This window comes from Streptomyces sp. YIM 98790 (assembly GCF_011421595.1).
In the GTDB taxonomy this organism is placed as follows: domain Bacteria; phylum Actinomycetota; class Actinomycetes; order Streptomycetales; family Streptomycetaceae; genus Streptomyces.
The window spans coordinates 1-20,231 of record NZ_WTLH01000076.1; the positions used below are offsets into that span (position 1 = coordinate 1).

A 20,231-nucleotide genomic window follows, 5' to 3' on the forward strand; every position below is an offset into this window, starting at 1 on the left:
GGCCGCCGGGCGGGCGGCCCGGCACCGGCCGCCGGGCCGCCGGGCCGCCGGCTACATCATGTCCTCGATCTCGGAGGCGATCGGGTCGGCGTCGGTGCCGATGACGACCTGGACGGCGGTGCCCATCTTGACCACGCCGTGCGCGCCGGCCTTGCGGAGCGCCGCCTCGTCGATGAGCGAGGCGTCCTCGACCTCGGTGCGCAGCCGGGTGATGCAGCCCTCGACCTCGATGATGTTGTCGATGCCGCCGAGCCCGGCGACGATCTTCTCGGCCTTGCTGACCATGGTGTCTCTCTTTTCTGGTGCGCTTCTTCAGGGAGTGCTGGGCGGCTGGTGCCGGGCAGTGCGGGTGCCGGGCGCCGGTCCCGGGGGAACGGCCTCTACGGTAGGGCGCACGCGGCGCCCGCGACGCCCTCCGGGTCTGGACCACTTCCGGAGCCGTCCGGTTTCCCGCGATTCATCCTTCACGGATTCTTCCCCGCTCCCCCGCCGCCGGACTGTCCCGAAGACCCATGCAGTCAAGGGTTCCCATGGGTACCGCCCACGTGCTAGAAAGCACGCACACTACCCCAGTGGTGTAGACCATGTGGAAGGTCTGAAGATTTCTTGATCATCCCGAGGCGCCGCCGCCCTCCCCGCTCCGGCGGCGCCCAGCCCCTGGAGGATGGACATGAGTACGGCAAGCCCCGACCCGGAAGGCCGGTCCCCGCAGACCACGGAGCCCGCGCCCGGCGAGAACACCAAGCAGCCCGGACGCGGCGCCAAGGCCATGGCCGTGGCGCAGCGCATCGGCCGCAGCCTGATGCTGCCCGTGGCCACCCTGCCCGCCGCCGCCCTGCTGGTGCGGTTCGGCGCCGACGACATGCTGGGCCGGGAGAACTTCCCCGAGTTCGTCAACCGCATGGCCGAGTTCATGGCGGCAGGCGGCGGCGCCCTGCTGAACAACATGCCGCTGCTGTTCGCGGTGGGTATCGCCATCGGCTTCGCCCGCAAGTCGGACGGGGCCACGGGGCTGGCGGCCGTGGTCGGCTACCTCGTCTTCAGCAATGTGCTGGCCACCTTCCAGGACGAGCGCACCGGCGCCCCGGTGGACGCCAAGGTGCTGGGCGGCGTGCTGATGGGCATCGTGGTGGCGCTGCTGTGGCAGCGTTTCTACCGCACCAAACTGCCGGACTGGCTGGGCTTCTTCGGCGGGCGGCGGCTGGTGCCGATCCTGGCCGCGGGCGCCGGGCTGGTCCTGGGCGTCCTGGTCGGCTACCTCTGGCCGGTGCTGGGCGCGGGGCTGCACAACTTCAGCGAGTGGCTGGTCGGTTCCGGCTCGATCGGAGCGGGCATCTTCGGCGTGCTCAACCGGGCGCTGATCCCGATCGGCATGCACCACCTGCTCAACTCCTTCCCCTGGTTCCAGGCCGGCACCTACACCACCGACGACGGCACGGTGGTCACCGGTGACATCGCCCGGTTCCTGGCGGGTGACCCGACCGCGGGGCAGTTCATGACCGGCTTCTTCCCGATCATGATGTTCGGCCTGCCGGCCGCCGCGCTGGCCATCTACCACTGCGCCCGGCCGGAGCGACGCAAGGTGGTCGGCGGCATGATGGTCTCGGTGGCGCTGACCGCGTTCGTCACCGGCGTCACCGAGCCGATCGAGTTCGCGTTCATGTTCATCGCCCCGGTGCTGTACGCCATCCACGCCGTGCTGACCGGCATCTCCATGGCGCTGACCTGGGCGCTCGGCATGCGGGGCGGCTTCGGCTTCTCGGCCGGGGTGACCGACTTCCTGATCAACTGGGGCATCGCGTCCAAGCCGCTGCTGATCATCCTCACCGGTCTGGTGTTCGCGGTGGTCTACTACGCGCTGTTCCGGTTCGCGATCATCAAGTTCAACCTCCCGACCCCGGGACGAGAACCCGACGACCAGCTCACCACCGAGGAACAGGACGCCTACCAGGGCAGGTGACCGCCGTGCCCGCGTCCGGCCGGGGCGCCCGGCGGCTCAGGCCGCCGGGCGCCCCACCCGGTAGACCGCTCCCGGCCGGGCCAGCTCGACCGCACCGCCGAAGACGGACCGGGCGTCCCGCAGGTTGACCTTGGCGTCCGTCCACGGCGGGATGTGGGTGAGCACCAGCCGGCCGGCGTCCGCCTCCCGGGCGCACCGGCCCGCCTCCAGGCCGGTCATGTGGATGTCCGGCAGGTTCTCCTTGCCGTCGGTGAAGGCCGCCTCGCACAGCAGCAGATCCGCGCCGCGGGCCAGGCCGTCCAGCTGGGGACAGGGGCCGGTGTCCCCCGAATAGACCAGCACCGAGGCATTGTGCTCGATCCGGAAGCCGTAGGCCTCGACCGGATGCCGCACCCGGTCGCCGGTCAGCCGCAGCGGACCGAGGTGCAGGGTCTGCCCCGGGGACAGCGTCCGGAAGTCGAACACCTCGCTCATCGACTTCTCCGACGGGGTGTCGGCGTAGGCGGCCAGCAGCCGGCGTTCGGTGTCGGCCGGGCCGTAGACCGGGATCGGGGCGCAGCGTCCGCCCTCGAAGCGGTAGTAGCGCGCCACGAAGTAGGCGCACATGTCGATGAAGTGGTCGGGGTGCAGGTGGCTGAGGACCACGGCGTCGATGTCGTAGATGCCGGTGTACTTCTGGAGCTCGCCGAGGGCGCCATTGCCCAGATCCAGCAGCAGGCGGTAGCCCTCGGCCTCGACCAGATAGCTGGAGCAGGCCGAGTCCGCGGACGGGAAGGATCCCGCGCAGCCGACAACGGTGAGCTTCATGAGGGAGGCGACCTCCGCGTGGTGGGATTGCCACGACTGTAAGTCGCAACGGCGGGCTGTGCGCCTCGGAAAGCGGCCGGTGTGGGCGGAATCACCAGCGCGGGGGTAGTGTCGGAGGACTGTCCCGGAAGGTCTCGCGGACACCGGCCGGGGCCCTTTCCCGACCTGGTCCGGTGGGAAGGAGACGAGCGGTGGACCTCTCGTGGTGGCCCGCTTTGGCGGCGGTGATCGTGCTCGGTTTCGTGGCGGCGCTGGTCGACGGCGCCGGGCGGTTGCCCGGTCCCCCGCGCCGGCTGCGGCTCCCGGTGCGGCGGACGCCGCGCTCCGGGCCCCGGCCGGGGGACATCTGGTACGCGGCGCTGCCGGGCGGAGAGCCGGAGGCCCCCGCGCTGGTGCTGGCCGTGGACGGCCGGGACGGCGTCCGGGTGGCGAGGATCAGCTCCCGGCCCGGGGGTGAACGGCCCGGGGCGGTGCCGCTGCCGCCCGGCACGGTCGGCCAGCCGCGCGGCGGCTCGGTGGAGACCGAGGACCTGCTGTGGCTGCCGGCCGAGGGCCTGCGGCGCCGGGCCGGTGCGCTCGACCCCCTGCTGTGGGACCAGGTCCGCACCCTCACCGGCCCCTGACCACCGGCCCCCGACCACGGACCCTGCCCACGGGCCCCTGACCGCTCCCCGGTGCGGGGCACCGGCACCCGCCGCTCCGCGGGGCTCGCGGCGGCGGCGGGGGCCGGATCAGTGGCGGCGGGACTCGATGTGGATGGCCTGGAGCAGGCCGATCGCGATCCAGACCGCGAACATGGCGGAGCCGCCGTAGGACAGGAAGGGCAGCGGCAGGCCGGTGACCGGCATGATGCCCAGGGACATCCCGATGTTCTCGAAGGACTGGAACGCCAGCCAGGCCACGATGCCGGCCGCGACCACCGTGCCGTACAGGTCGGTGGCCTCCCGGGCGATGCGCAGCGCGCGCCACATCACCACGCCGAGCAGCACGATGATCCCGGCCGAGCCGAGGAAGCCGAGCTCCTCGCCGGCCACCGTGAAGATGAAGTCGGTGTGCTGCTCGGGCACGAACTGCCCGGTGGTCTGGTGGCCCTCGAACAGGCCGGTGCCGAACAGGCCGCCGGAGCCGATGGCGATGCGGGCCTGGTTGGTGTTGTAGCCCACGCCGGCCGGGTCCAGTTCGGGATTGGCGAACGCGGCGAACCGGTTGATCTGGTACTCGTCCAGCAGGCCGGCCAGCCAGACGGCCAGCGCGCCGGCCGCCCCGGCAACGCTCAGCCCGAGCAGCCACCAGCGGGAGGCCCCGGAGGCGACCAGCACCCCGAGGAAGATCCCCACCAGGCCCAGTGTCTGGCCCATGTCGGGGGCGAGCATGATGAACACCGCGGGCACGGCGACCAGCAGCAGCGCGAAGAGCACCGTGCGGGCGTCCGGGCTGTCCCGGCCGCAGGCGTCGGCGCGGGCGGCGAACAGCGCGGCCAGAGCCAGGATCACCGCGACCTTGACCAGCTCCGAGGGCTGCAGGGCGAATCCCCCGCCGACCTCGATCCAGCTCCGGGAGCCGTTCACCGTGGTGCCGAGCGGCGTCAGCACCAGGGCGGCCAGCAGCACGGACATGGCGTAGAGCAGGGGGACCGCGTCGCGCACCCGGCGGCTGCCGAGCCGGATGACGACGGCGGCGAGGGCGACCCCGAGGACGCTGTTGATCCACTGCCGGACCAGGAAGAACTGCGGATCGCCGTGGTTCAGCTCCTCCCGGCCCCGGGTGGCGGAGTAGACCAGCACGGTGCCGATCACGGTGAGGACCAGCGCGGCACCGAGCAGTGGCCAGTCCAGCCGCCGGAGCAGGGAATCCCGCGCGGTGAGCCGTTCCCACACCGACCGCCGGTCCACCGAGGGCTGGAAGTAGCTGTGCACACTCACAGCCGTGACTCTACGCCCCCGCACCGACACACCGGGTGAGAACCCACCGTGCGGAACGACGCGGGCCGGTGGCCGGGTCCGCGCATCCGCGCGTCCGGCCACCGGCCCGCGGTGGCGAGGGGGCCGTCGGGCCGTCAGGCCCAGAGCTGGCCCTGGAGGCGGTCCACCGCCTCCTCGGTGCTGGGGGCGGTGTAGATGCCGGTGGAGAGGTACTTCCAGCCGGCGTCGGCGACCACGAAGACGATGTCGGCCGGCTCGCCGGCGCGCAGCGCCTTGCGTCCCACCCCGATCGCCGCGTGCAGCACCGCGCCCGTGGAGACCCCGGCGAAGATGCCCTCCTGCGCGAGGAGCTCACGGGTGCGGGTCACCGCGTCCTCGGAGCCCACCGAATAGCGGGTGGTGAGCACCGACTCGTCGTAGAGCTCGGGCACGAAGCCCTCGTCCAGGTTGCGCAGCCCGTAGACCAGGTCGTCGTAGCGCGGCTCGGCGGCCACGATCTGCACGCCCGGCCGGTGCTCGCGCAGGTAGCGGCCCACGCCCATCAGGGTGCCGGTGGTGCCCAGCCCGGCCACGAAGTGGGTCACGGACGGCAGGTCGGTCAGGATCTCCGGCCCGGTGGTGGCGTAGTGGGCGCCCGCGTTGTCCGGGTTGCCGTACTGGTAGAGCATCACCCAGTCGGGGTGCTCGGCGGCCAGTTCCTTGGCCATCCGCACGGCCGTGTTGGAGCCGCCGGCGGCCGGTGAGGGGATGATCTCCGCACCCCACATGGCGAGCAGTTCGCGCCGCTCCTGCGAGGTGTTCTCGGGCATCACGCAGACCATCCGGTAGCCCTTGAGCTTGGCGGCCATGGCCAGCGAGATGCCGGTGTTGCCGGAGGTGGGCTCCAGGACGGTGCAGCCGGGGGTGAGCCGGCCGTCCTTCTCGGCCTGCTCGATCATGTGCAGGGCCGGGCGGTCCTTGATCGAGCCGGTGGGGTTGCGGTCCTCCAGCTTGGCCCAGATGCGCACGTCCTCGGAGGGGGACAGCCGCACCAGCCGGACCAGCGGGGTATTGCCCACGGCCGCGAGCGGGGAGTCGAAGCGCATCAGCGCATGCCTCCGGCGACGGCCGGCAGGATGGTGACGCTGTCGCCGTCCCGCAGCTTGGTGTCGATGCCCTCCAGGAAGCGCACGTCCTCGTCGTTGAGGTAGACGTTGACGAACCGGCGCAGCTCGCCGCCGTCCACCAGCCGCTCCCGGATGCCGGGGTAGCTGGCGTCCAGGTCGGTGAAGAGGTCGGCCAGGGTCTCGCCGGTGCCTTCGACGGACTTCTGCTGGCCGGTGTAGCTGCGGAGGATGGTCGGGATGCGGACCTCGATGGCCATGGGCATGCTCCAGTGGGTATCCGGTGACGCGGGAAACGGCGGGACGTGCGGCGGGAAGCCGGGGTGCGGCGAGCGGTGCGGGCGGGCACGACGGCCCGCCGGTCGGTCAGGCGGAGGCGTCGGCGCGGCGCAGACAGATGGCGCTGGCGAGGCGGCACAGATCGACGTGCAGGCGCGCCACGAGCAGCAGGCTCGGCGGCTCACTTCTCACGTCGTGGGAAACCATGCCCACATCGTAACGATTCCCGGTGGCCTCTCCGGAAGGGCGTCCCGGAGGGCGGACGATCTCGTCCCGCATCGTGGTCAACCCTGGTAGGCGGGAACGATCCGGACCTCCTCCTCGCTCACCGCGCCGTCCACGATGCGGAACGAGCGGAAGGAGAACGGCCCCTCGCCGTTGGCGCATTCGGCGGTGGAGACCAGCACGTAGTGGGCGCCGGGCTCATTGGCGTAGGAGATGTCGGTGCGCGAGGGGTACGCCTCGGTGGCGGTGTGCGAGTGGTAGATGACCACCGGCTCCTCGTCCCGGTCGTCCATCTCCCGGTAGAGCCTGAGCAGGTCGCCGGAGTCGAACTCGTAGAACGTGGGCGAGCGCGCCGCGTTGAGCATCGGGATGAAGCGCTCGGGGCGGTCGCTGCCGGCCGGGCCGGCGATGACTCCGCACGCCTCGTCCGGGTGGTCCTGGCGGGCGTGGGCCACGATCTTGTCGTGCAGCTCCTGGGTGATGGTCAGCATGCGCGCCAGGATAAGTCAGCCCGGAAAACGCCCGGCGGCGTGCCCGGCCCCCGGGGAGGGGCCGGGCACGCCGCCGTCCGTGCAGGCGGTGCGCCCGCCGGGGAGGCCGGCGGGCGCCGTGCCGGTTACTCGGCGGAGGCCACCTTGGAGGCCGGGCCGCCGGCCGCGGCGGCCGCGTCGGCGGCCTCGATCTCCTCGTCGGTCTCGCCCGCGTCCTTCCGGCGGACGTAGTCCAGCACCCGGCCCAGCTCCCGCTTGACCACCGGGGCCAGGAAGTACAGGCCGATGATGTTGGCGACCGCGGCCAGGAAGAGGAAGGCGTCGGCCATGTCGACCAGGCGCATCAGCGGCAGCAGGGCGCCGATCACGGCCACCGCGCACCAGCTGACCTTGAACGCCAGCTCGCTGGTGCGGCTGCGGCCGAACAGGTGCGTCCAGCACTTCTGGCTGTAGTAGCCCCAGGTGATGAGGGTGGAGAAGGCGAACAGCACCACGGCCAGGGTGAGCAGCCACGGGAACCACGGCAGAGCGGTCTCGAAGGCGTCCGAGGTGATGGCGATGCCGTTGATGGAGTCGTCGCCGGCCCGGCGGGCCTGGTAGAGCTCGCCGTTGGCCACCACGATGGTGAGCGCGGTCATGGTGCAGATGACCACGGTGTCGATGAACGGCTCCAGCATGGCGACCAGGCCCTCGGTGGCGGGGCGCTTGGTCTTCACCGCGGAGTGGGCGATCGGGGCGGAGCCGACGCCGGCCTCGTTGGAGAACGCGGCCCGCTGGAAGCCGACGATCAGGGCGCCGAGCACACCGCCGGCCACGCCCTCGGGAGCGAAGGCCTCGGTGACGATGGTGCCGATCGCGGCGGGCACCTCGGTGACGTTGAACAGGATGACCAGCAGACAGGCGGCCACGTACATGATCGCCATGCCGGGCACCAGCCGGGCGGTGGTGCGGCCGATGGACTTCATGCCGCCGATGATCACCAGGGCGCACAGCGTGGCGATGGCCAGGCCGTAGATGATGGCGCCGAGGTTGGTGCTGAAGAAGCCGTCACCGTCGCCGACCCGGGTGGAGACCTGGGCCAGGGACTGGTTGACCTGGAACAGGTTGCCGCCGAAGTAGCCGAAGAACAGCACGAAGACGGCGGACAGGCCGGCCAGGATCTTGCCGGTCATGGGCTTGCCCAGCTCGGCGAAGCCCTTGCGCAGGTACTGCATGGGGCCGCCGGAGACCGTGCCGTCCTCGTGCACCTCGCGGTACCGCACGCCCAGGGTGCACTCGACGAACTTGGTGGCCATGCCCAGCAGGCCGCACAGGATCATCCAGAAGGTGGCGCCGGGGCCGCCGATGGAGATGGCGATGGCCACACCGGCGATGTTGCCCAGACCCACCGTGCCGGAGACGGCGGAGGTCAGCGCCTGGAAGTGGCTGACCTCACCCGGGTCCTTGGGGTTGTCGTACTTACCCCTGACGATGTTGAGGGCCTGCCGGAAGTAGCGGATCTGTGCGAATCCGAAGTAGACGGTGAAGACCAGGCCCGCGATCACGAGCCAGAGGACGATCGGCATGATCGTCGCGCCACCGACTTCGAAGCTCCAGAAGACGATGTCGCCGAGGAAAGAGGCGACCGGGTCGACCGCCTCGTTGATGTTCTCTGCGACCGTATCGGCCCAGGTGGTGTCTGCCATGGATTGACCTCAGGGGTAGCGGGGACGAATGAGTTTGCGGCTCTGTCCGGCTCTGCGGTGATTCCGGGGGGCCGCCGGGAACAGGGACATGTCCCGGTGAAACATTCGGATGCCAGTTCCTACCACGCTGAGCAACAATTTAAGAGTGGCCCATGTCACACGTTCGGATAACGGTCGGGTTACTGGTGCGCACATCCGCCCTAAAACGGACACATGCCCACTACATCTACATGGAATGTCCGATTATCGGAGCAGGATTGTCACCCTCCGTAGGCGTCTGGAGATGATTTCCCACTCTTCGAAAACGCCGGGGAATTACGACAGGAGCGTTTCCAGCAATGACTCCTGAAGTGCGCCCAGCCAGAGATACGCCATCACCAAGGGCTTGGCCGGGTGCTCGTCCGGAAGTTCGAAGAGTTCATCGGCGCGGCCCTCGTCGTCGATGTCCAGCCTGACGGCGATGGCCAGCCGGAGATCGTTGAGCGCGCCCAGCCACTGCCGGGACTCCTCCGGATTCAGGGTGAGCACCACGCCGGCGTCGTCCGCGTCCGCGGCGGCCGCGTCCAGGGTGCGCACCAGGGCGAGGCTGTCCGCGCGTTTGCGGGAGCGCAGCTCGCCCTCGGTGAAGCGGCGGAACTCCGCGGACCGTTCCTTGCCGTCGGCGTCCTGCTCGGCCTCGCCGGGCCCCCGGTAGGCGTCCGGGAACAGCCGGGCCAGCGCCGGGTCGTCCGGCGCCTCGCTGGGCCCCTCGGCGAACAGCGCGTCCAGGGGGTCGCCGGAGCCGTTCTCCGGCTCCTCACCCGGGCCGATCAGCTCCAGCAGCTGCATGGCCAGGCTGCGCAGGATGGAGACCTCCATCGGGTCGAGCGCGATCGCCGCGCCGCCGGACTCGCCGCCCGCCCGCTCGAAGTACGCCGCCATCAGCGGTCCTGCTGCAGGGTCGCCCACAGCCCGTAGCCGTGCATCGCCTGCACGTCGCGCTCCATCTCCTCGCGGCTGCCGCTGGAGACGATGGCCCGCCCCTTGTGATGGACGTCCAGCATCAGACGCCTGGCCTTGTCCCGCGGATACCCGAAATACGCCTGGAAGACATAGGTCACATAACTCATGAGGTTCACGGGGTCGTTGTGCACCACCGTGACCCAGGGGACATCCGGGGACGGCACCTCGACGGGCGCCTCCTCGGACTCGGTGCGCTCGATTTCGAGGGGAACGGAACTCACGACAACCCCATCGTCCGGTCGGTGTCCGGTCATGATCCCACGGCAGCAGGCACCACCCGCTCCCTCCATGCTGCCACCCGTGGGCCGCCCGTGCGAAAACGCACCCGCGAGCTAATATCGTCAAACTGACGAGATGTGGGTTAGGCTGGAGTCATCCACCGCGAGAGGGGACGGGGAACATGCACGCGGACCGGGCGACCGCCACACGGGCCGGCGGAGGGCTTCACGAAGGGCTTCTGGGACTGCCGCTGAACGTGCCGTCCACCGCCCTGTTCACCGACCACTACGAGCTGACCATGGTGCAGGCCGCGCTGCGCGCCGGCACCGCGCACCGCCGCACCGTCTTCGAGGTCTTCGCCCGCTCACTGCCGCCCGGCCGCCGCTACGGCGTGGTGGCGGGCACCGGCCGGGTGCTGGACGCCATCGAGAACTTCCGCTTCGACCCGGAACTGCTCGCCTTCCTGCGCGAGCAGCGGGTGGTGGACGAGGACACCCTGCGCTGGCTGGCCGGCTACCGCTTCACCGGCAGCGTGACCGGCTACCCGGAGGGCGAGGTGTACTTCCCCGGCTCCCCCGTGCTGCGGGTGGAGGGCGGCTTCGCCGAGTGCGTACTGCTGGAGACGGTGATCCTGTCCATCCTCAACCACGACTCCGCGGTGGCCGCCGCGGCCTCCCGGATGGCGGTGGCCGCGGCCGGCCGCCCGCTGGTGGAGATGGGCGCCCGCCGCACCCACGAACTGGCCGCGGTGTCCGCCTCCCGGGCCGCGTACGTCGGCGGCTTCGACGCCACCTCCGACCTGGCGGCCGGCTACCGCTACGGCATCCCCACCATCGGCACCAGCGCACACGCCTTCACCCTGCTGCACGACACCGAGCGGGACGCCTTCACCGCCCAGGTGGAGGCCCTCGGCCGGGGCACCACCCTGCTGGTGGACACCTACGACATCGCCGAGGCGGTGCGCACCGCGGTGGCGGTGGCCGGACCCGGGCTGGGCGCGGTGCGCATCGACTCCGGCGATCTGCTGCTGGTGGCGCACCGGGTGCGCCGGCAGCTCGACGAGCTGGGCGCGCCGGACACCCGGATCGTGGTCACCAGCGATCTGGACGAGTACGCCATCGCCTCGCTTGCCGCGGCCCCGGTGGACGCCTACGGGGTGGGTACCCGGGTGGTGACCGGAAGCGGCCACCCCACCTGCTCCATGGTCTACAAGCTGGTGGCCCGGGCCCGCGGCGAGGGCCGGCACGCACCCCTGGAGCCGGCCTCCAAGCTCTCCCCGGGCGGCAAGCGGACCATCGGCGGGGCCAAGTGGGCGGCCCGGCGGCCGGACGCCGAAGGGGTCGCGGAGGCCGAGGTGGTCGGCACCGGGCCGGTGCCGCCGGAGCTGGCCGGCCGGCTGCTCCAGGTGGAGCTGGTCCTAGACGGCCGGATCACCGGGCGGGAGCCGCTGCGGGCCGCGCGGGAGCGGCACCGGCGGGCCCGGGCGGCGCTGCCGCTGTCCGCGACCCAGCTCTCGGCCGGGGAACCCGTCATCCCCACCGAATACCGCATCTCCGGCGGCTGAGCCCGGCGGCCGGGCCGGGAAGGCAGCGCGGGGAAGGCAGCCGGGGCTGCCCGCAGGGGTGACGCGGCCGCCCTCAGGTGTGACCGGGGCGTGCCGGGGGCACTGAACCGCACAGGCCACCGGCACGTGCCGGAAGGGGCGGCCGGGGCCCGGCCGCGGCAACGCGCCAGGAGTGGGCACCTGGTGTGACCGGGACACCGGATGCGGCTACTCTGCGAAGGGAGAATCCCCAAGTCCCGTGCCCCAGAACCGAATCCTGTACGGCGACAGCCCCTTGCGCCGCCCGTCCCACGCCCGGAAGGGGTGTTCTCCATGCACCGCGCCCTGATCGTCGTCGACGTGCAGAACGACTTCTGCGAGGGCGGCAGTCTCCCGGTGGCCGGCGGGGCCGATGTCGCCGCCGCCATCACCGACCTGATCAGCGCCGCCACGCCGGGCTACCGGCATGTGGTGGCCACCCGGGACCATCACATCGCGCCGGGGGACCACTTCTCGGACAGCCCGGACTTCGTGCGCACCTGGCCCCGGCACTGCGTGGCCGGGACGGAAGGAGTCGGCTTCCATCCCAACTTCGCCCCGGCGGTCACCTCCGGTGCGGTGGAGGCGTGCTTCGACAAGGGTGCCTACGCGGCGGCCTACAGCGGCTTCGAGGGCACCGACGAGAGCGGCACCTCGCTGTCCGACTGGCTGCGCGCCCGCGAGGTGACGGAGGTGGACGTGGTCGGCATCGCCACCGACCACTGCGTCCGGGCCACCGCCCTGGACGCGGCCCGCGAGGGCTTCCGCACCCGGGTGCTGCTGGATCTCACCGCCGGGGTGGCCCGCGAGTCCGTCGACCGGACGCTGGCCGAGCTGCGCGAGGCCGGAGTGGATCTCTCCGGCAAGCCCGTGGTCGCCGCCTGAGCCCTCCGGCCGCGGCGCTGCCTCTCCCCCTCCGGGCCCGGCCCGGCTCAGGAGGCCCGGCGAAGGGCCGCCATGGGGTGCCAGCTTGCGAGCGGACCGGGGGCGGCGGTGCAGCGCCACACGATGCCCTCCGGGTGGTGCAGCACGGCGGTGATCTCGTCCGGGGTGGGCGGCGAGGCATTGCCCCGCAGGTAGACGGCGCGCAGTCCGAGGTTGCGGAGCCGGGTCAGGGCACGCGCCCGGTTCGGCGCGTGGACCAGTATGCGTATCGGCCCGGCTCCCGCCGCCTCCGGGCGCGGCAGGGCCACCGCGACCACCATGCTGCCGTCCGGCAGCCGGACGTGTCCGCCATCCGCCATGGCTCACCTCCCGTACTCGGCCTCGGCTCCGGCTGGCTCCGGCTGGCTCCGCCATCCTGAACCCAAGCGACGCCGTTGACCAGAGGCATTTCCGGAAACAACCGATGACCTGCTGTTTTCCGGACCGCCCCGGAGCGGCCGGCGGAAACGGAAAAACGTGCGCCCCCCGTGCACCAGCGAGCGCGGGGCGTGACGCTTACCCCGGTGCGGAGGCGGGCATCGAGGCCCGTAGAGTCGTGCGCAGGAACACCAGCACGGCCTTCAGACAGCCACGCCAGGACTCCTCAGGACTCGCCAGGACGGAATCCGCGATGCCGCATCCGACCCCCCAGCAGATCGCCTACGGCTCCGCCGCCGTCGTCTCCGCCTCCCTGCTGATGCTGCTGCTCTCCCCCAGCGGCTCGGTGCTCACCGCCTCGCTGATCGCGTTCGCCGCACTGTGCTGCGGGGTCGTGGTGGCGATAGCGGTGCACAGCCGCCGCGGCATCCGGGAGAGCCTCGTCACCGGGGCGCGCACGGCGGAGCCGGATACCGAGGCGCCGGTTCCGGCGCCCTCCGCCCGGCCGCACACCGCAGAGAGGCCGGAAGTCCGGGTCTGACCCTTCGGGCCGACCGCGGCTTCCGGCCTTCGTCCTGTCGGCGGGTTCGCTGCGGGTTCTGCTGCGGGTTCGCTGCGGGGTCTTCCGGCCGGCCCGGTCAGCGGGCGGTGGACTGCCCCGTCGCCTCGACCACCACGGTCTTGGCGGCCTTGTCGTGCAGGCACTGGCGGTAGGGGCGGTCCCAGGTGCACCACAACACGTTGACCAGCCAGAACACCTGCCCGAGGCAGTAGACGAGCTGCGGCAGCGCGTACACCGCCGCCCGGACCCAGCCCGGGCTGCCCGCCGGAAGGGAACCGTCGGCCAGCATGCCGACCCTGATCTTCATCGCCATCTTGCCGAGCGTCTGCCCGCGCGAGGTCAGCATCAGCGCCTCGTAGACGAAGTAGACCAGCACCCCCAGCAGGGACGTTCCCCAGTTCCCCGCGGTGTTGTAGTCGTCGGTGTCCACCAGGGGCAGGGTGATCAGCGCCAGCGGGACGTAGATGATCAGCCAGTCGAGGATCCGGGCGACGACCCGGCGGCCCAGGGACGCCAGCGGCGGCATGCCGGGCACCGGTCCCCCGGCGCCGTACGGACCGCCGGACGGGCTGGTGCCGTAGTCACCGGTACCGCCCGGGGGCGGCGGAGGCGGCGGTGCGCTCTCGTGGTGCGGCCCCCCGGGCTGCCCCGGGCCGGGCTCCTGGCCAGGGCCCTGCCAGCGCTCGCCCGGCGGGGACGGCTGATCCTGCCGGCCCGGTTCCCGTTCCGGCTTCCCCCACCCTCCGGCCTGCGGCTGCTCATCGCTCATGCCTCCGAGTGCACCGGGAGACCCGGCGCCCCGCATCCGCAATGCGCCGCGCGGGGGACATTTCCAGCCAATCCGGCACCTTCCGCCGCGCCGCCCGGCAACGGCCCGCTCCCGGAGACCGGACGGGGGCGGGGCCGCGGCGGGGACGGGACGGGATCAGCGGCCGGAACGGGCCGAGGCCACGAAGGTGCCGGCCGCCTTGTCGTGCCAGCACTGCCGCCAGGGACGGTCGCGCACGCACCACAGCACGGAGACCACGCCCAGCACCACCAGCCCGAGCACGCTGTACAGCAGCCAGCGGCCCAGCGCGGCACCGAAGGACGGCTTCTCCTGCCGCTCCACGTGCAGCACCCGCAGACCGAACAGCGCCTTGCCGGGGGTACGCCCCCAGAAGGCGGTGGGCAGCGCCTCCAGCAGCAGGCCCAGCGCCAGGAAGGCGCCCAGCACCATGGCCAGATAGGTGCCGGTGGTGCCGTCGAGCAGCCACACCTGCTGGGTCACGCCGGCCTGCTCGACCGCGTCCACCTTGGCCTGGATGTGGTCCCGGCCGCGGTCCAGCAGCAGGAACGCCACGGCGCCGGCGGCACCGAGCGGCAGCAGCGAGTCGACGATCCGGGCCAGCAGACGGCGGCCCAGCTTGGCCGGGTACGCCTGTTCGCCGCCGCCGAACGGGGACTCCCAGGGGGCGGTGGCCCGCACCTGGAGACCGGCCTCGGTCAGCGGCGCCATCTGCGGCGCGCCCAGCACCGGCACGGTGTGCCCCTGCGACTGCTGGACCTGCGGCTGCGGGACCTGCGGCTGGGGCTGCCGGGCCTGCGGCTGCGGCTGGTGCTGCTGGGCGACGGGCGGTGCCGGGAACTGCTGGGGCGGGGACTGCGGAGCGGCCTGGGGCGCCTGCCGCGGCACCGGCTGCCCGGCCTGCGGCTGCGGTGGCTGCAGCGGCTGCGCCTGCCGGCCCTGCGGGGGCGTCCCGGGCTGCTGGTCCTGGGCGCGCCGCTCGTGGGCCTGCTGGGCCAGCTCGCGCACCTGCTCCGTCCAGGACGGACCGCCCGGCAGCTCGGAACGGCGGATGCCGATGGTCCGCTCCCGCGGATCGGGCTCCTCCCCGGAGCCGGCCCCGCCCGCCGCCGCGGGCCGCTCCGGCTCCGGCCCGGCGGCCGGACGCCCGAAGGGCGCCCTCGGGTCGGCCGGAGCCTGCCCGCCCTGCGGCCCGCGGCGGACGGAGGCCACCGGGGAGGTGGAGACGTCCTCGTCCGAACCCCAGGGCAGCCCGGGGCGGTCCGCCCCGCCGCGTCCGCGCAGCTCCGGCAGGGCGGCCGGGCGCTGCGCGGGCTGCTCGCCGCTGTCCCGCGGTTCCGGAACCGCGGGCGCACGGCCGGCACCGGCGCCGGCGGACGGGGAGGCGCCGGCCGCCGGCGGGCCGGAGGCCGCCGCGTTCTCCTCGTCGAAGAAGACCGGACCGGTCTCCTGCGGCCCGGTGGACGGAGACGGAGCGGGCGGTCCGGAGGCGGGCTGCGGGCGGAATGCACCCGGCGGCGGCCCGGGCCTGGGCTCACCCGCGCGTGGCTCCGGCCGGCTGCTGCCGGGGACCCAGGCGGAGCCGTTCCAGTACCGGATGTAGCCGGGAATGGACGGGTCCGGATACCAGTCGGGCCCCGGGTTGCCGCCGGCACCCCCCTCGGGTGGCACGCTCATCCCTGTACGACGCTCCTGTCCGCCCTGTTGTCGCAGTTGTCCGCAGCAGATGGTCCACGGCCGGGTAACGCATGGTACGACGACGCCCTGCGAGTGACGAAAAAATCCCGTGCAGCCGCGTAATGACGAGGCGTTCGCCCGCTCTCTCCTTGTGAACGTACCCGCAACGGGCGGGTACCGGGCAGGAGAAGGTGTTCCCGATGTACCTCATCATCGAACGCGAGCTGGAACTCCGGCTGGTCGTCTCGCCGGAGCGCATCATCCCCGTGGCGGCCCGGCTGGCATACCGCTCGGACGACCCGTTCGCCGTGCACATCGTCTTCCACATCACCTCCGAGGCGCCCGTGCACTGGACCTTCGCGCGCGACCTGCTGGTGGAGGGCGTCTTCCGCCCCGCCGGGCACGGCGACGTGCGGGTCTGGCCCGGCAGGGCGGACGGCCGTCCGGTGGTCTGCATGGCGCTGAGTTCCCCGGACGGCGACGCCCTGCTGCATGCACCGGTCGCACCGGTCTCGGCCTGGCTGGAGCGCACGCTGCGCGTGGTGCCCTCCGGCGCGGAGGCGGGACAACTGGGCCTGGAGGAGGGGCTGGACGCGCTGCTCGCGGCCTCCGCGCCCTCCGGGGCCGAGGAGTCACCCGCGGGACGGCCGCCGGACGAACCCGGTGAGGCCGGCCGCTGACTCACGGAGCCGGCGGCTGCGTCTCCGGTCCCGCGGACCGGGTTCCGGCCCCGGCGCGGCCCTCCGGCTCCAGCCCGGCGGCCTGACGCACCAGCGGGACGATGCGGAACGGCACCGGATTCTCCATCACGATCGCGGTGGAGGAACGGACGATGCCCCGGAAGCCGACCACCCGGTCGATCACCCGCTGGAGATCGGCGTTGGAACGGGCCACCAGCCGGCAGAGCATGTCGCCCTGCCCGGTGATGGTGTGCAGCTCCAGCACCTCCGGCACCTCCCGCAGATGCCTGCGCACCTCCGCGCCCTGGCCCTGCCTGATCTCCAGGGTGGCGAAGGCGGTCACCGGATAGCCGATCGCGGCCGGGTCCACGTCCGGGCCGAAGCCGCGGATCACCCCGCTCCCGCGGAGCTTGTCCAGCCGGGCCTGGGCGGTGCCGCGTGCCACGCCGAGCCGGCGGGACACCTCCAGCACACCGATCCGCGGTTCGCGGGCGAGCAGCTCCAGCAGCCGCCCGTCCAGCCCGTCGATGGGTGCCGGGCCCGTCGCGCCCGCCGTGGTGCCAGTCATGGTGATTCCCGGTCCTCGCCCTCGCCGCCCGGTCGCCCGGTCGCCCGTCGCATGCCTCGTCCCCGTCGTTCCCGCCGTACTGCTTCAGCGCTGGGCATCATGTACAGAACGACAAGCATTTCCGGGATATGACTCTACAGTTTGCCCACTCGATGCGCATACTATTGCGCACCTTGCCGACCGGGTGGACTCTGCCTGCATGACGGAGACCCCACAGCCTGCACCTCAGCACACCCCGCACCACACCCCCGCGGGATCCCCGGACCGGAACCGGGACGCCGACCCGTTCCCGGTGAACGGCATGGACGCGGTCGTCTTCGCGGTCGGCAACGCCAAACAGGCGGCGCACTACTACTCCACGGCGTTCGGGATGCGGCTGGTCGCCTACTCCGGCCCGGAGCACGGCAACCGGGAGACCGCCTCCTACGTCCTGGAGTCGGGCGCCGCCCGGTTCGTCCTCACCTCGGTCATCAAGCCCACCACCGAGCACGGCCGGTTCCTGTCCCGCCACGTGGCCGCGCACGGCGACGGCGTGGTGGATCTGGCGCTTGAGGTGCCGGACGCCCGCGCGGCCTACGCCCGCGCGCTGGAGCAGGGCGCCCGCCCGCTGACCGAGCCGCACGAACTCACCGACGACAACGGCACGGTGGTGCTCGCCGCCATCGGCACCTACGGCGAGACCCGGCACACGCTGGTCGAGCGCGGCGGCTACAAGGGCGCCTACCTGCCCGGCTTCGCGGAGACCGGACCCCTGGTCGCGCCCCCGGAGAAGCGCTTCTTCCAGGCCATCGACCACTGCGTGGGCAATGTCGAACTCGGCCGGATGGACGAGTGGGTGGCCTTCTACCAGCGGGTGATGGGATTCACCAACATGAAGGAGTTCGTGGGCGACGACATCGCCACCGAGTACTCCGCGCTGATGTCGAAGGTGGTCGCGGACGGCAGCCGCAAGGTGAAGTTCCCCATCAACGAACCGGCCATCGCCCGGAAGAAGTCGCAGATCGACGAGTACCTGGAGTTCTACGGCGGGCCGGGCGTGCAGCACATCGCGCTGGCCACCAACGACATCGTGCACACCGTGCGGGCGATGCGCGCCGCCGGGGTGCAGTTCCTGGACGTGCCCGACTCGTACTACGACACGCTCGGCGAGTGGGTCGGCGACACCCGGGTGCCGGTGGACACCCTGCGGGAGCTGAAGATCCTGGCCGACCGGGACGAAGACGGCTACCTGCTGCAGATTTTCACCAAGCCGGTGCAGGACCGCCCGACCGTGTTCTTCGAGATGATCGAACGCCACGGTTCCCTGGGTTTCGGCAAGGGGAACTTCAAGGCCCTCTTCGAGGCAATTGAGCGTGAACAGGCCCGACGGGGGAATCTGTAAGGACACCACCCCCCACCGGCCGCCCCCGCGCCCTGCACACGCGGGGGCGGCCCGCCCCGGCCGCCGTCCGGCGTCGTCCGGCCCGGCGTCGTCTAGCAGGAGGGCACGGGATCGCCCGCGGCCAGTGCCCGCAGCGAGCCCACCGCGTCCGCGAGCGTCCGCACCGGCACCAGCCGCAGCCCCTCGGGCAGATCGCCCTCCGCCTCCCCGCATTCGTCCTGTGGGACGAGGAACACGGTGGCGCCGTCGCGCCGGGCGGCCTGGGTCTTCAGCGGGACGCCGCCCACCGAGCCGACCGTGCCGTCCGCCTCGATGGTGCCGGTGCCGGCGATGACCCGGCCGCCGGTGAGGTCCCCGCCCGCGCCGTCGCCCTCCAGCAGATTGACGATGCCGAGGGCGAACAGCAGACCGGCGCTCGGGCCGCCGACGTCCTCCAGGCTCAGTTCCACCTCGATGCCCCGGCCGCTGCGGTCCAGCAGGCCGAGCGCGGCCTCGACCGCGGCGTCCTGGGACTCGTGCATCTGGGCGGTGTTGTACTCGCGGATCTCGCGGGGTGTCCGGCCGGACGGATACACCGCGTCGCGCGGCATGACCGCGCGCTCGGAGGAGAACCAGCCGCTGACCACATCGGGCAGCCGGACGGTGGCGTCCGGGCCGGTGGCCTGGATGGTCGTCATCCGCAGCTCGCCCTCGGGCTCGCGCACCTCGGCGCCGGAGATCCGGATCACCTGCTCCCCGCCGCTGCTGCCCTGCACGTCCACGGTCTCGCCGGGCAGCGCCACGGAGAACGGCAGCGGCAGCAGCGCGGCGGCCGCGAGCAGCACGGTCACCAGCGCGGCACAGAGCCCGATCAGCACCGGGCGGCGGCGCAGCGGTCCGGGGACGGCGGGGTCGCCGGAGGCGGGCGCGGGCTCGGGACGCGGGGAGCGGGCTTCGGTGGACGGCATGCGTCGAAGACTACCCAGGCCCCGCACCGCCCCGGACGCGCGGTGCGCAGCGGGTATGCGGCCGGGCGGGCGGGCCGGCGGCGGGGCCGCCACCGCCGGTCAGCGGAGGACTTCGGCCACTTCCTGGGCGGCGCGCACCACCCGGGGGCCGACCTCCTGCGGGACGGAGTCGTTGAGCATCACCACGCCGACGCTGCCCTCCACCCCGCAGTCCGGCGGGAGCGGCGCGGCGGCGCCGCTGGCGCCGGCCTCCAGCTCCCCGTGGGTGAGCACATAGCCGTCCTCGTTGTCGATGTCCTTGCAGCGGCCGATGAGGATCGCCCGGCCCGCCGCGCCCCGGTCCAGCGGATGCCGGAAACCGGTGCGGTAGGCGACGTGGTAGTCCGTCCAGCTCGGTTCGACCACGGCCACGGCCAGTGCCTCGGTGCCGTCCACCACGGTGAGGTGTGCGGTGGCCCCGACGTCCTCGGCCAGGGAGCGCAGCGCGGGCAGCGCGGCCTCCCGGACCAGTGGGTGCACCTGGCGTCCCAGGCCCAGCACGCCGACCCCGACGCGGGCTCGGCCACCGGCGTCCCGGCGTACCAGGGCGTGCTGTTCCAGGGTCGCGAGCAGACGGTAGACGACTGTCCGGTTCACGCCGAGCTGCTTGGACAGCTCGGTCACGGTGAGCCCGTGGTCGGTCTCGGCCAGGAGTTTGAGGACTCGCAGCCCCCGGTCGAGCGTCTGGGAAGTCTCCGCGGTCACGACGCCCCCTCTTCCGATTCAAGCGCCCGGGGCCCGTCCGCGGGGTGGGGGATGCTGCCCGTCCCGGTCGGCAGCACGCACGGACAGCCGCCGGGTAACGGTGCATGTCGCACTGCCGGCTGCGCACCGGGGCCGCTCTGCTCCGGCATAGCGCGTGCCCGGAAACTTATACAGAGTCACCGCTCAGCGGAAGAGCTTGTCCAGAATCCGAGCACTCTCACGAAATTCTGGGGGGAAATGTGAGAAATATCCTCCGCGATCTACCCGAATAGACTGACTGCAACAAATGAATTACCGCTGCTCCGCAG

Annotated in this window: 23 protein-coding genes; 7 read left to right on the forward strand and 16 right to left on the reverse strand. The window is 72.3% G+C overall.

The features are described from left to right. Positions 1-51: 51 nt before the first annotated feature. Positions 52-285 (reverse strand): glucose PTS transporter subunit EIIB, encoded by a 234-nt coding sequence (locus GQS09_RS14685; RefSeq protein WP_165986512.1) that lies wholly within the window; start codon positions 283-285, stop codon positions 52-54. Between the two features lie 385 nt (positions 286-670). On the opposite strand from GQS09_RS14685, the gene GQS09_RS14690 reads away from it, so the two are divergent. Next, positions 671-1,960 carry a PTS transporter subunit EIIC gene (locus GQS09_RS14690; protein ID WP_165986513.1) on the forward strand — a complete coding sequence of 430 codons (1,290 nt, stop codon included), beginning with the start codon at positions 671-673 and terminating at the stop codon, positions 1,958-1,960. Positions 1,961-1,996: 36 nt separating this feature from the next. Here GQS09_RS14690 and GQS09_RS14695 read toward each other — a convergent pair whose 3' ends face one another. Then, positions 1,997-2,767 (reverse strand): MBL fold metallo-hydrolase, encoded by a 771-nt coding sequence (locus GQS09_RS14695; RefSeq protein ID WP_165986514.1) that lies wholly within the window; start codon positions 2,765-2,767, stop codon positions 1,997-1,999. A 191-nt stretch (positions 2,768-2,958) separates the two neighbouring features. Here GQS09_RS14695 and GQS09_RS14700 point away from each other — a divergent pair, with 191 nt between their 5' ends. Further along, positions 2,959-3,390 (forward strand): type II toxin-antitoxin system PemK/MazF family toxin, encoded by a 432-nt coding sequence (locus GQS09_RS14700; RefSeq protein WP_165986515.1) that lies wholly within the window; start codon positions 2,959-2,961, stop codon positions 3,388-3,390. A gap of 108 nt (positions 3,391-3,498) precedes the next feature. Here GQS09_RS14700 and rodA read toward each other — a convergent pair whose 3' ends face one another. The 8 genes from rodA to clpS form a co-directional block, all read right to left on the reverse strand. Then, positions 3,499-4,689, reverse strand: a complete 1,191-nt coding sequence (gene rodA, locus GQS09_RS14705) for a rod shape-determining protein RodA (RefSeq protein WP_399552513.1) — start codon at positions 4,687-4,689, stop codon at positions 3,499-3,501. A 134-nt stretch (positions 4,690-4,823) separates the two neighbouring features. Further along, positions 4,824-5,774, reverse strand: a complete 951-nt coding sequence (locus GQS09_RS14710; RefSeq protein WP_165986516.1) for a PLP-dependent cysteine synthase family protein — start codon at positions 5,772-5,774, stop codon at positions 4,824-4,826. Beyond that, a complete protein-coding gene (locus GQS09_RS14715) occupies positions 5,774-6,052 on the reverse strand; it encodes a MoaD/ThiS family protein (protein WP_165986517.1) in 279 nt (92 codons plus the stop codon). Before GQS09_RS14715 ends, GQS09_RS14710 begins: the two co-directional genes overlap by 1 nt. A 106-nt stretch (positions 6,053-6,158) precedes the next feature. After that, the gene (locus GQS09_RS30695; protein WP_313896143.1) at positions 6,159-6,278 is read right to left on the reverse strand and encodes a putative leader peptide; all 120 of its coding nucleotides are present in this window, start codon (positions 6,276-6,278) and stop codon (positions 6,159-6,161) included. 77 nt (positions 6,279-6,355) lie between these two features. After that, the gene (locus GQS09_RS14725; protein WP_165986519.1) at positions 6,356-6,787 is read right to left on the reverse strand and encodes a Mov34/MPN/PAD-1 family protein; all 432 of its coding nucleotides are present in this window, start codon (positions 6,785-6,787) and stop codon (positions 6,356-6,358) included. Positions 6,788-6,912: 125 nt separating this feature from the next. Continuing rightward, on the reverse strand, positions 6,913-8,472 hold the full coding sequence (locus GQS09_RS14730) for a sodium:alanine symporter family protein (protein WP_165986520.1): 1,560 nt from the start codon (positions 8,470-8,472) through the stop codon (positions 6,913-6,915). Positions 8,473-8,787: 315 nt separating this feature from the next. Further along, a complete protein-coding gene (locus tag GQS09_RS14735) occupies positions 8,788-9,393 on the reverse strand; it encodes a DUF2017 domain-containing protein (protein WP_165986521.1) in 606 nt (201 codons plus the stop codon). After that, the gene (gene clpS, locus GQS09_RS14740) at positions 9,393-9,728 is read right to left on the reverse strand and encodes an ATP-dependent Clp protease adapter ClpS (protein ID WP_093840522.1); all 336 of its coding nucleotides are present in this window, start codon (positions 9,726-9,728) and stop codon (positions 9,393-9,395) included. Before clpS ends, GQS09_RS14735 begins: the two co-directional genes overlap by 1 nt. 146 nt (positions 9,729-9,874) lie before the next feature. Here clpS and GQS09_RS14745 point away from each other — a divergent pair, with 146 nt between their 5' ends. Together GQS09_RS14745 and GQS09_RS14750 are read left to right on the forward strand one after the other, a co-directional pair. Further along, entirely contained in the window at positions 9,875-11,257 is a 1,383-nt protein-coding gene (locus GQS09_RS14745; RefSeq protein ID WP_165986522.1) for a nicotinate phosphoribosyltransferase, read from the forward strand. Between the two features lie 312 nt (positions 11,258-11,569). Beyond that, complete coding sequence (locus GQS09_RS14750) at positions 11,570-12,160, forward strand: isochorismatase family protein (RefSeq protein ID WP_165986523.1); 591 nt, start codon at positions 11,570-11,572, stop codon at positions 12,158-12,160. A 47-nt stretch (positions 12,161-12,207) separates the two neighbouring features. On the opposite strand, the gene GQS09_RS14755 is transcribed toward GQS09_RS14750, so the two are convergent. Next, on the reverse strand, positions 12,208-12,519 hold the full coding sequence (locus GQS09_RS14755; RefSeq protein ID WP_165986524.1) for a hypothetical protein: 312 nt from the start codon (positions 12,517-12,519) through the stop codon (positions 12,208-12,210). Positions 12,520-12,830: 311 nt separating this feature from the next. Here GQS09_RS14755 and GQS09_RS14760 point away from each other — a divergent pair, with 311 nt between their 5' ends. Continuing rightward, positions 12,831-13,118, forward strand: a complete 288-nt coding sequence (locus GQS09_RS14760) for a hypothetical protein (protein WP_165986525.1) — start codon at positions 12,831-12,833, stop codon at positions 13,116-13,118. A 97-nt stretch (positions 13,119-13,215) separates the two neighbouring features. On the opposite strand, the gene GQS09_RS14765 is transcribed toward GQS09_RS14760, so the two are convergent. Beyond that, positions 13,216-13,908 (reverse strand): RDD family protein, encoded by a 693-nt coding sequence (locus GQS09_RS14765; protein WP_165986526.1) that lies wholly within the window; start codon positions 13,906-13,908, stop codon positions 13,216-13,218. Positions 13,909-14,064: 156 nt separating this feature from the next. Further along, positions 14,065-15,603, reverse strand: coding sequence for an RDD family protein (locus GQS09_RS14770; RefSeq protein WP_165986527.1), 1,539 nt, complete (start codon positions 15,601-15,603; stop codon positions 14,065-14,067). A 200-nt stretch (positions 15,604-15,803) separates the two neighbouring features. Here GQS09_RS14770 and GQS09_RS14775 point away from each other — a divergent pair, with 200 nt between their 5' ends. Then, complete coding sequence (locus GQS09_RS14775; RefSeq protein WP_165986528.1) at positions 15,804-16,283, forward strand: SsgA family sporulation/cell division regulator; 480 nt, start codon at positions 15,804-15,806, stop codon at positions 16,281-16,283. A gap of 1 nt (position 16,284) precedes the next feature. Here the strand turns inward: GQS09_RS14775 and GQS09_RS14780 are convergent, their stop codons facing one another. Beyond that, positions 16,285-16,851: an Lrp/AsnC family transcriptional regulator gene (locus GQS09_RS14780; protein ID WP_165986529.1), complete on the reverse strand. Its 567-nt coding sequence runs from the start codon at positions 16,849-16,851 to the stop codon at positions 16,285-16,287. A gap of 301 nt (positions 16,852-17,152) precedes the next feature. Here GQS09_RS14780 and hppD point away from each other — a divergent pair, with 301 nt between their 5' ends. Beyond that, complete coding sequence (hppD, locus tag GQS09_RS14785; RefSeq protein WP_243761428.1) at positions 17,153-18,232, forward strand: 4-hydroxyphenylpyruvate dioxygenase; 1,080 nt, start codon at positions 17,153-17,155, stop codon at positions 18,230-18,232. A gap of 92 nt (positions 18,233-18,324) precedes the next feature. On the opposite strand, the gene GQS09_RS14790 is transcribed toward hppD, so the two are convergent. After that, positions 18,325-19,179, reverse strand: coding sequence for a S16 family serine protease (locus tag GQS09_RS14790; RefSeq protein WP_165986531.1), 855 nt, complete (start codon positions 19,177-19,179; stop codon positions 18,325-18,327). Between the two features lie 99 nt (positions 19,180-19,278). Beyond that, complete coding sequence (locus GQS09_RS14795; protein ID WP_165986532.1) at positions 19,279-19,923, reverse strand: IclR family transcriptional regulator; 645 nt, start codon at positions 19,921-19,923, stop codon at positions 19,279-19,281. Between the last annotated feature and the right edge of the window lie 308 nt (positions 19,924-20,231).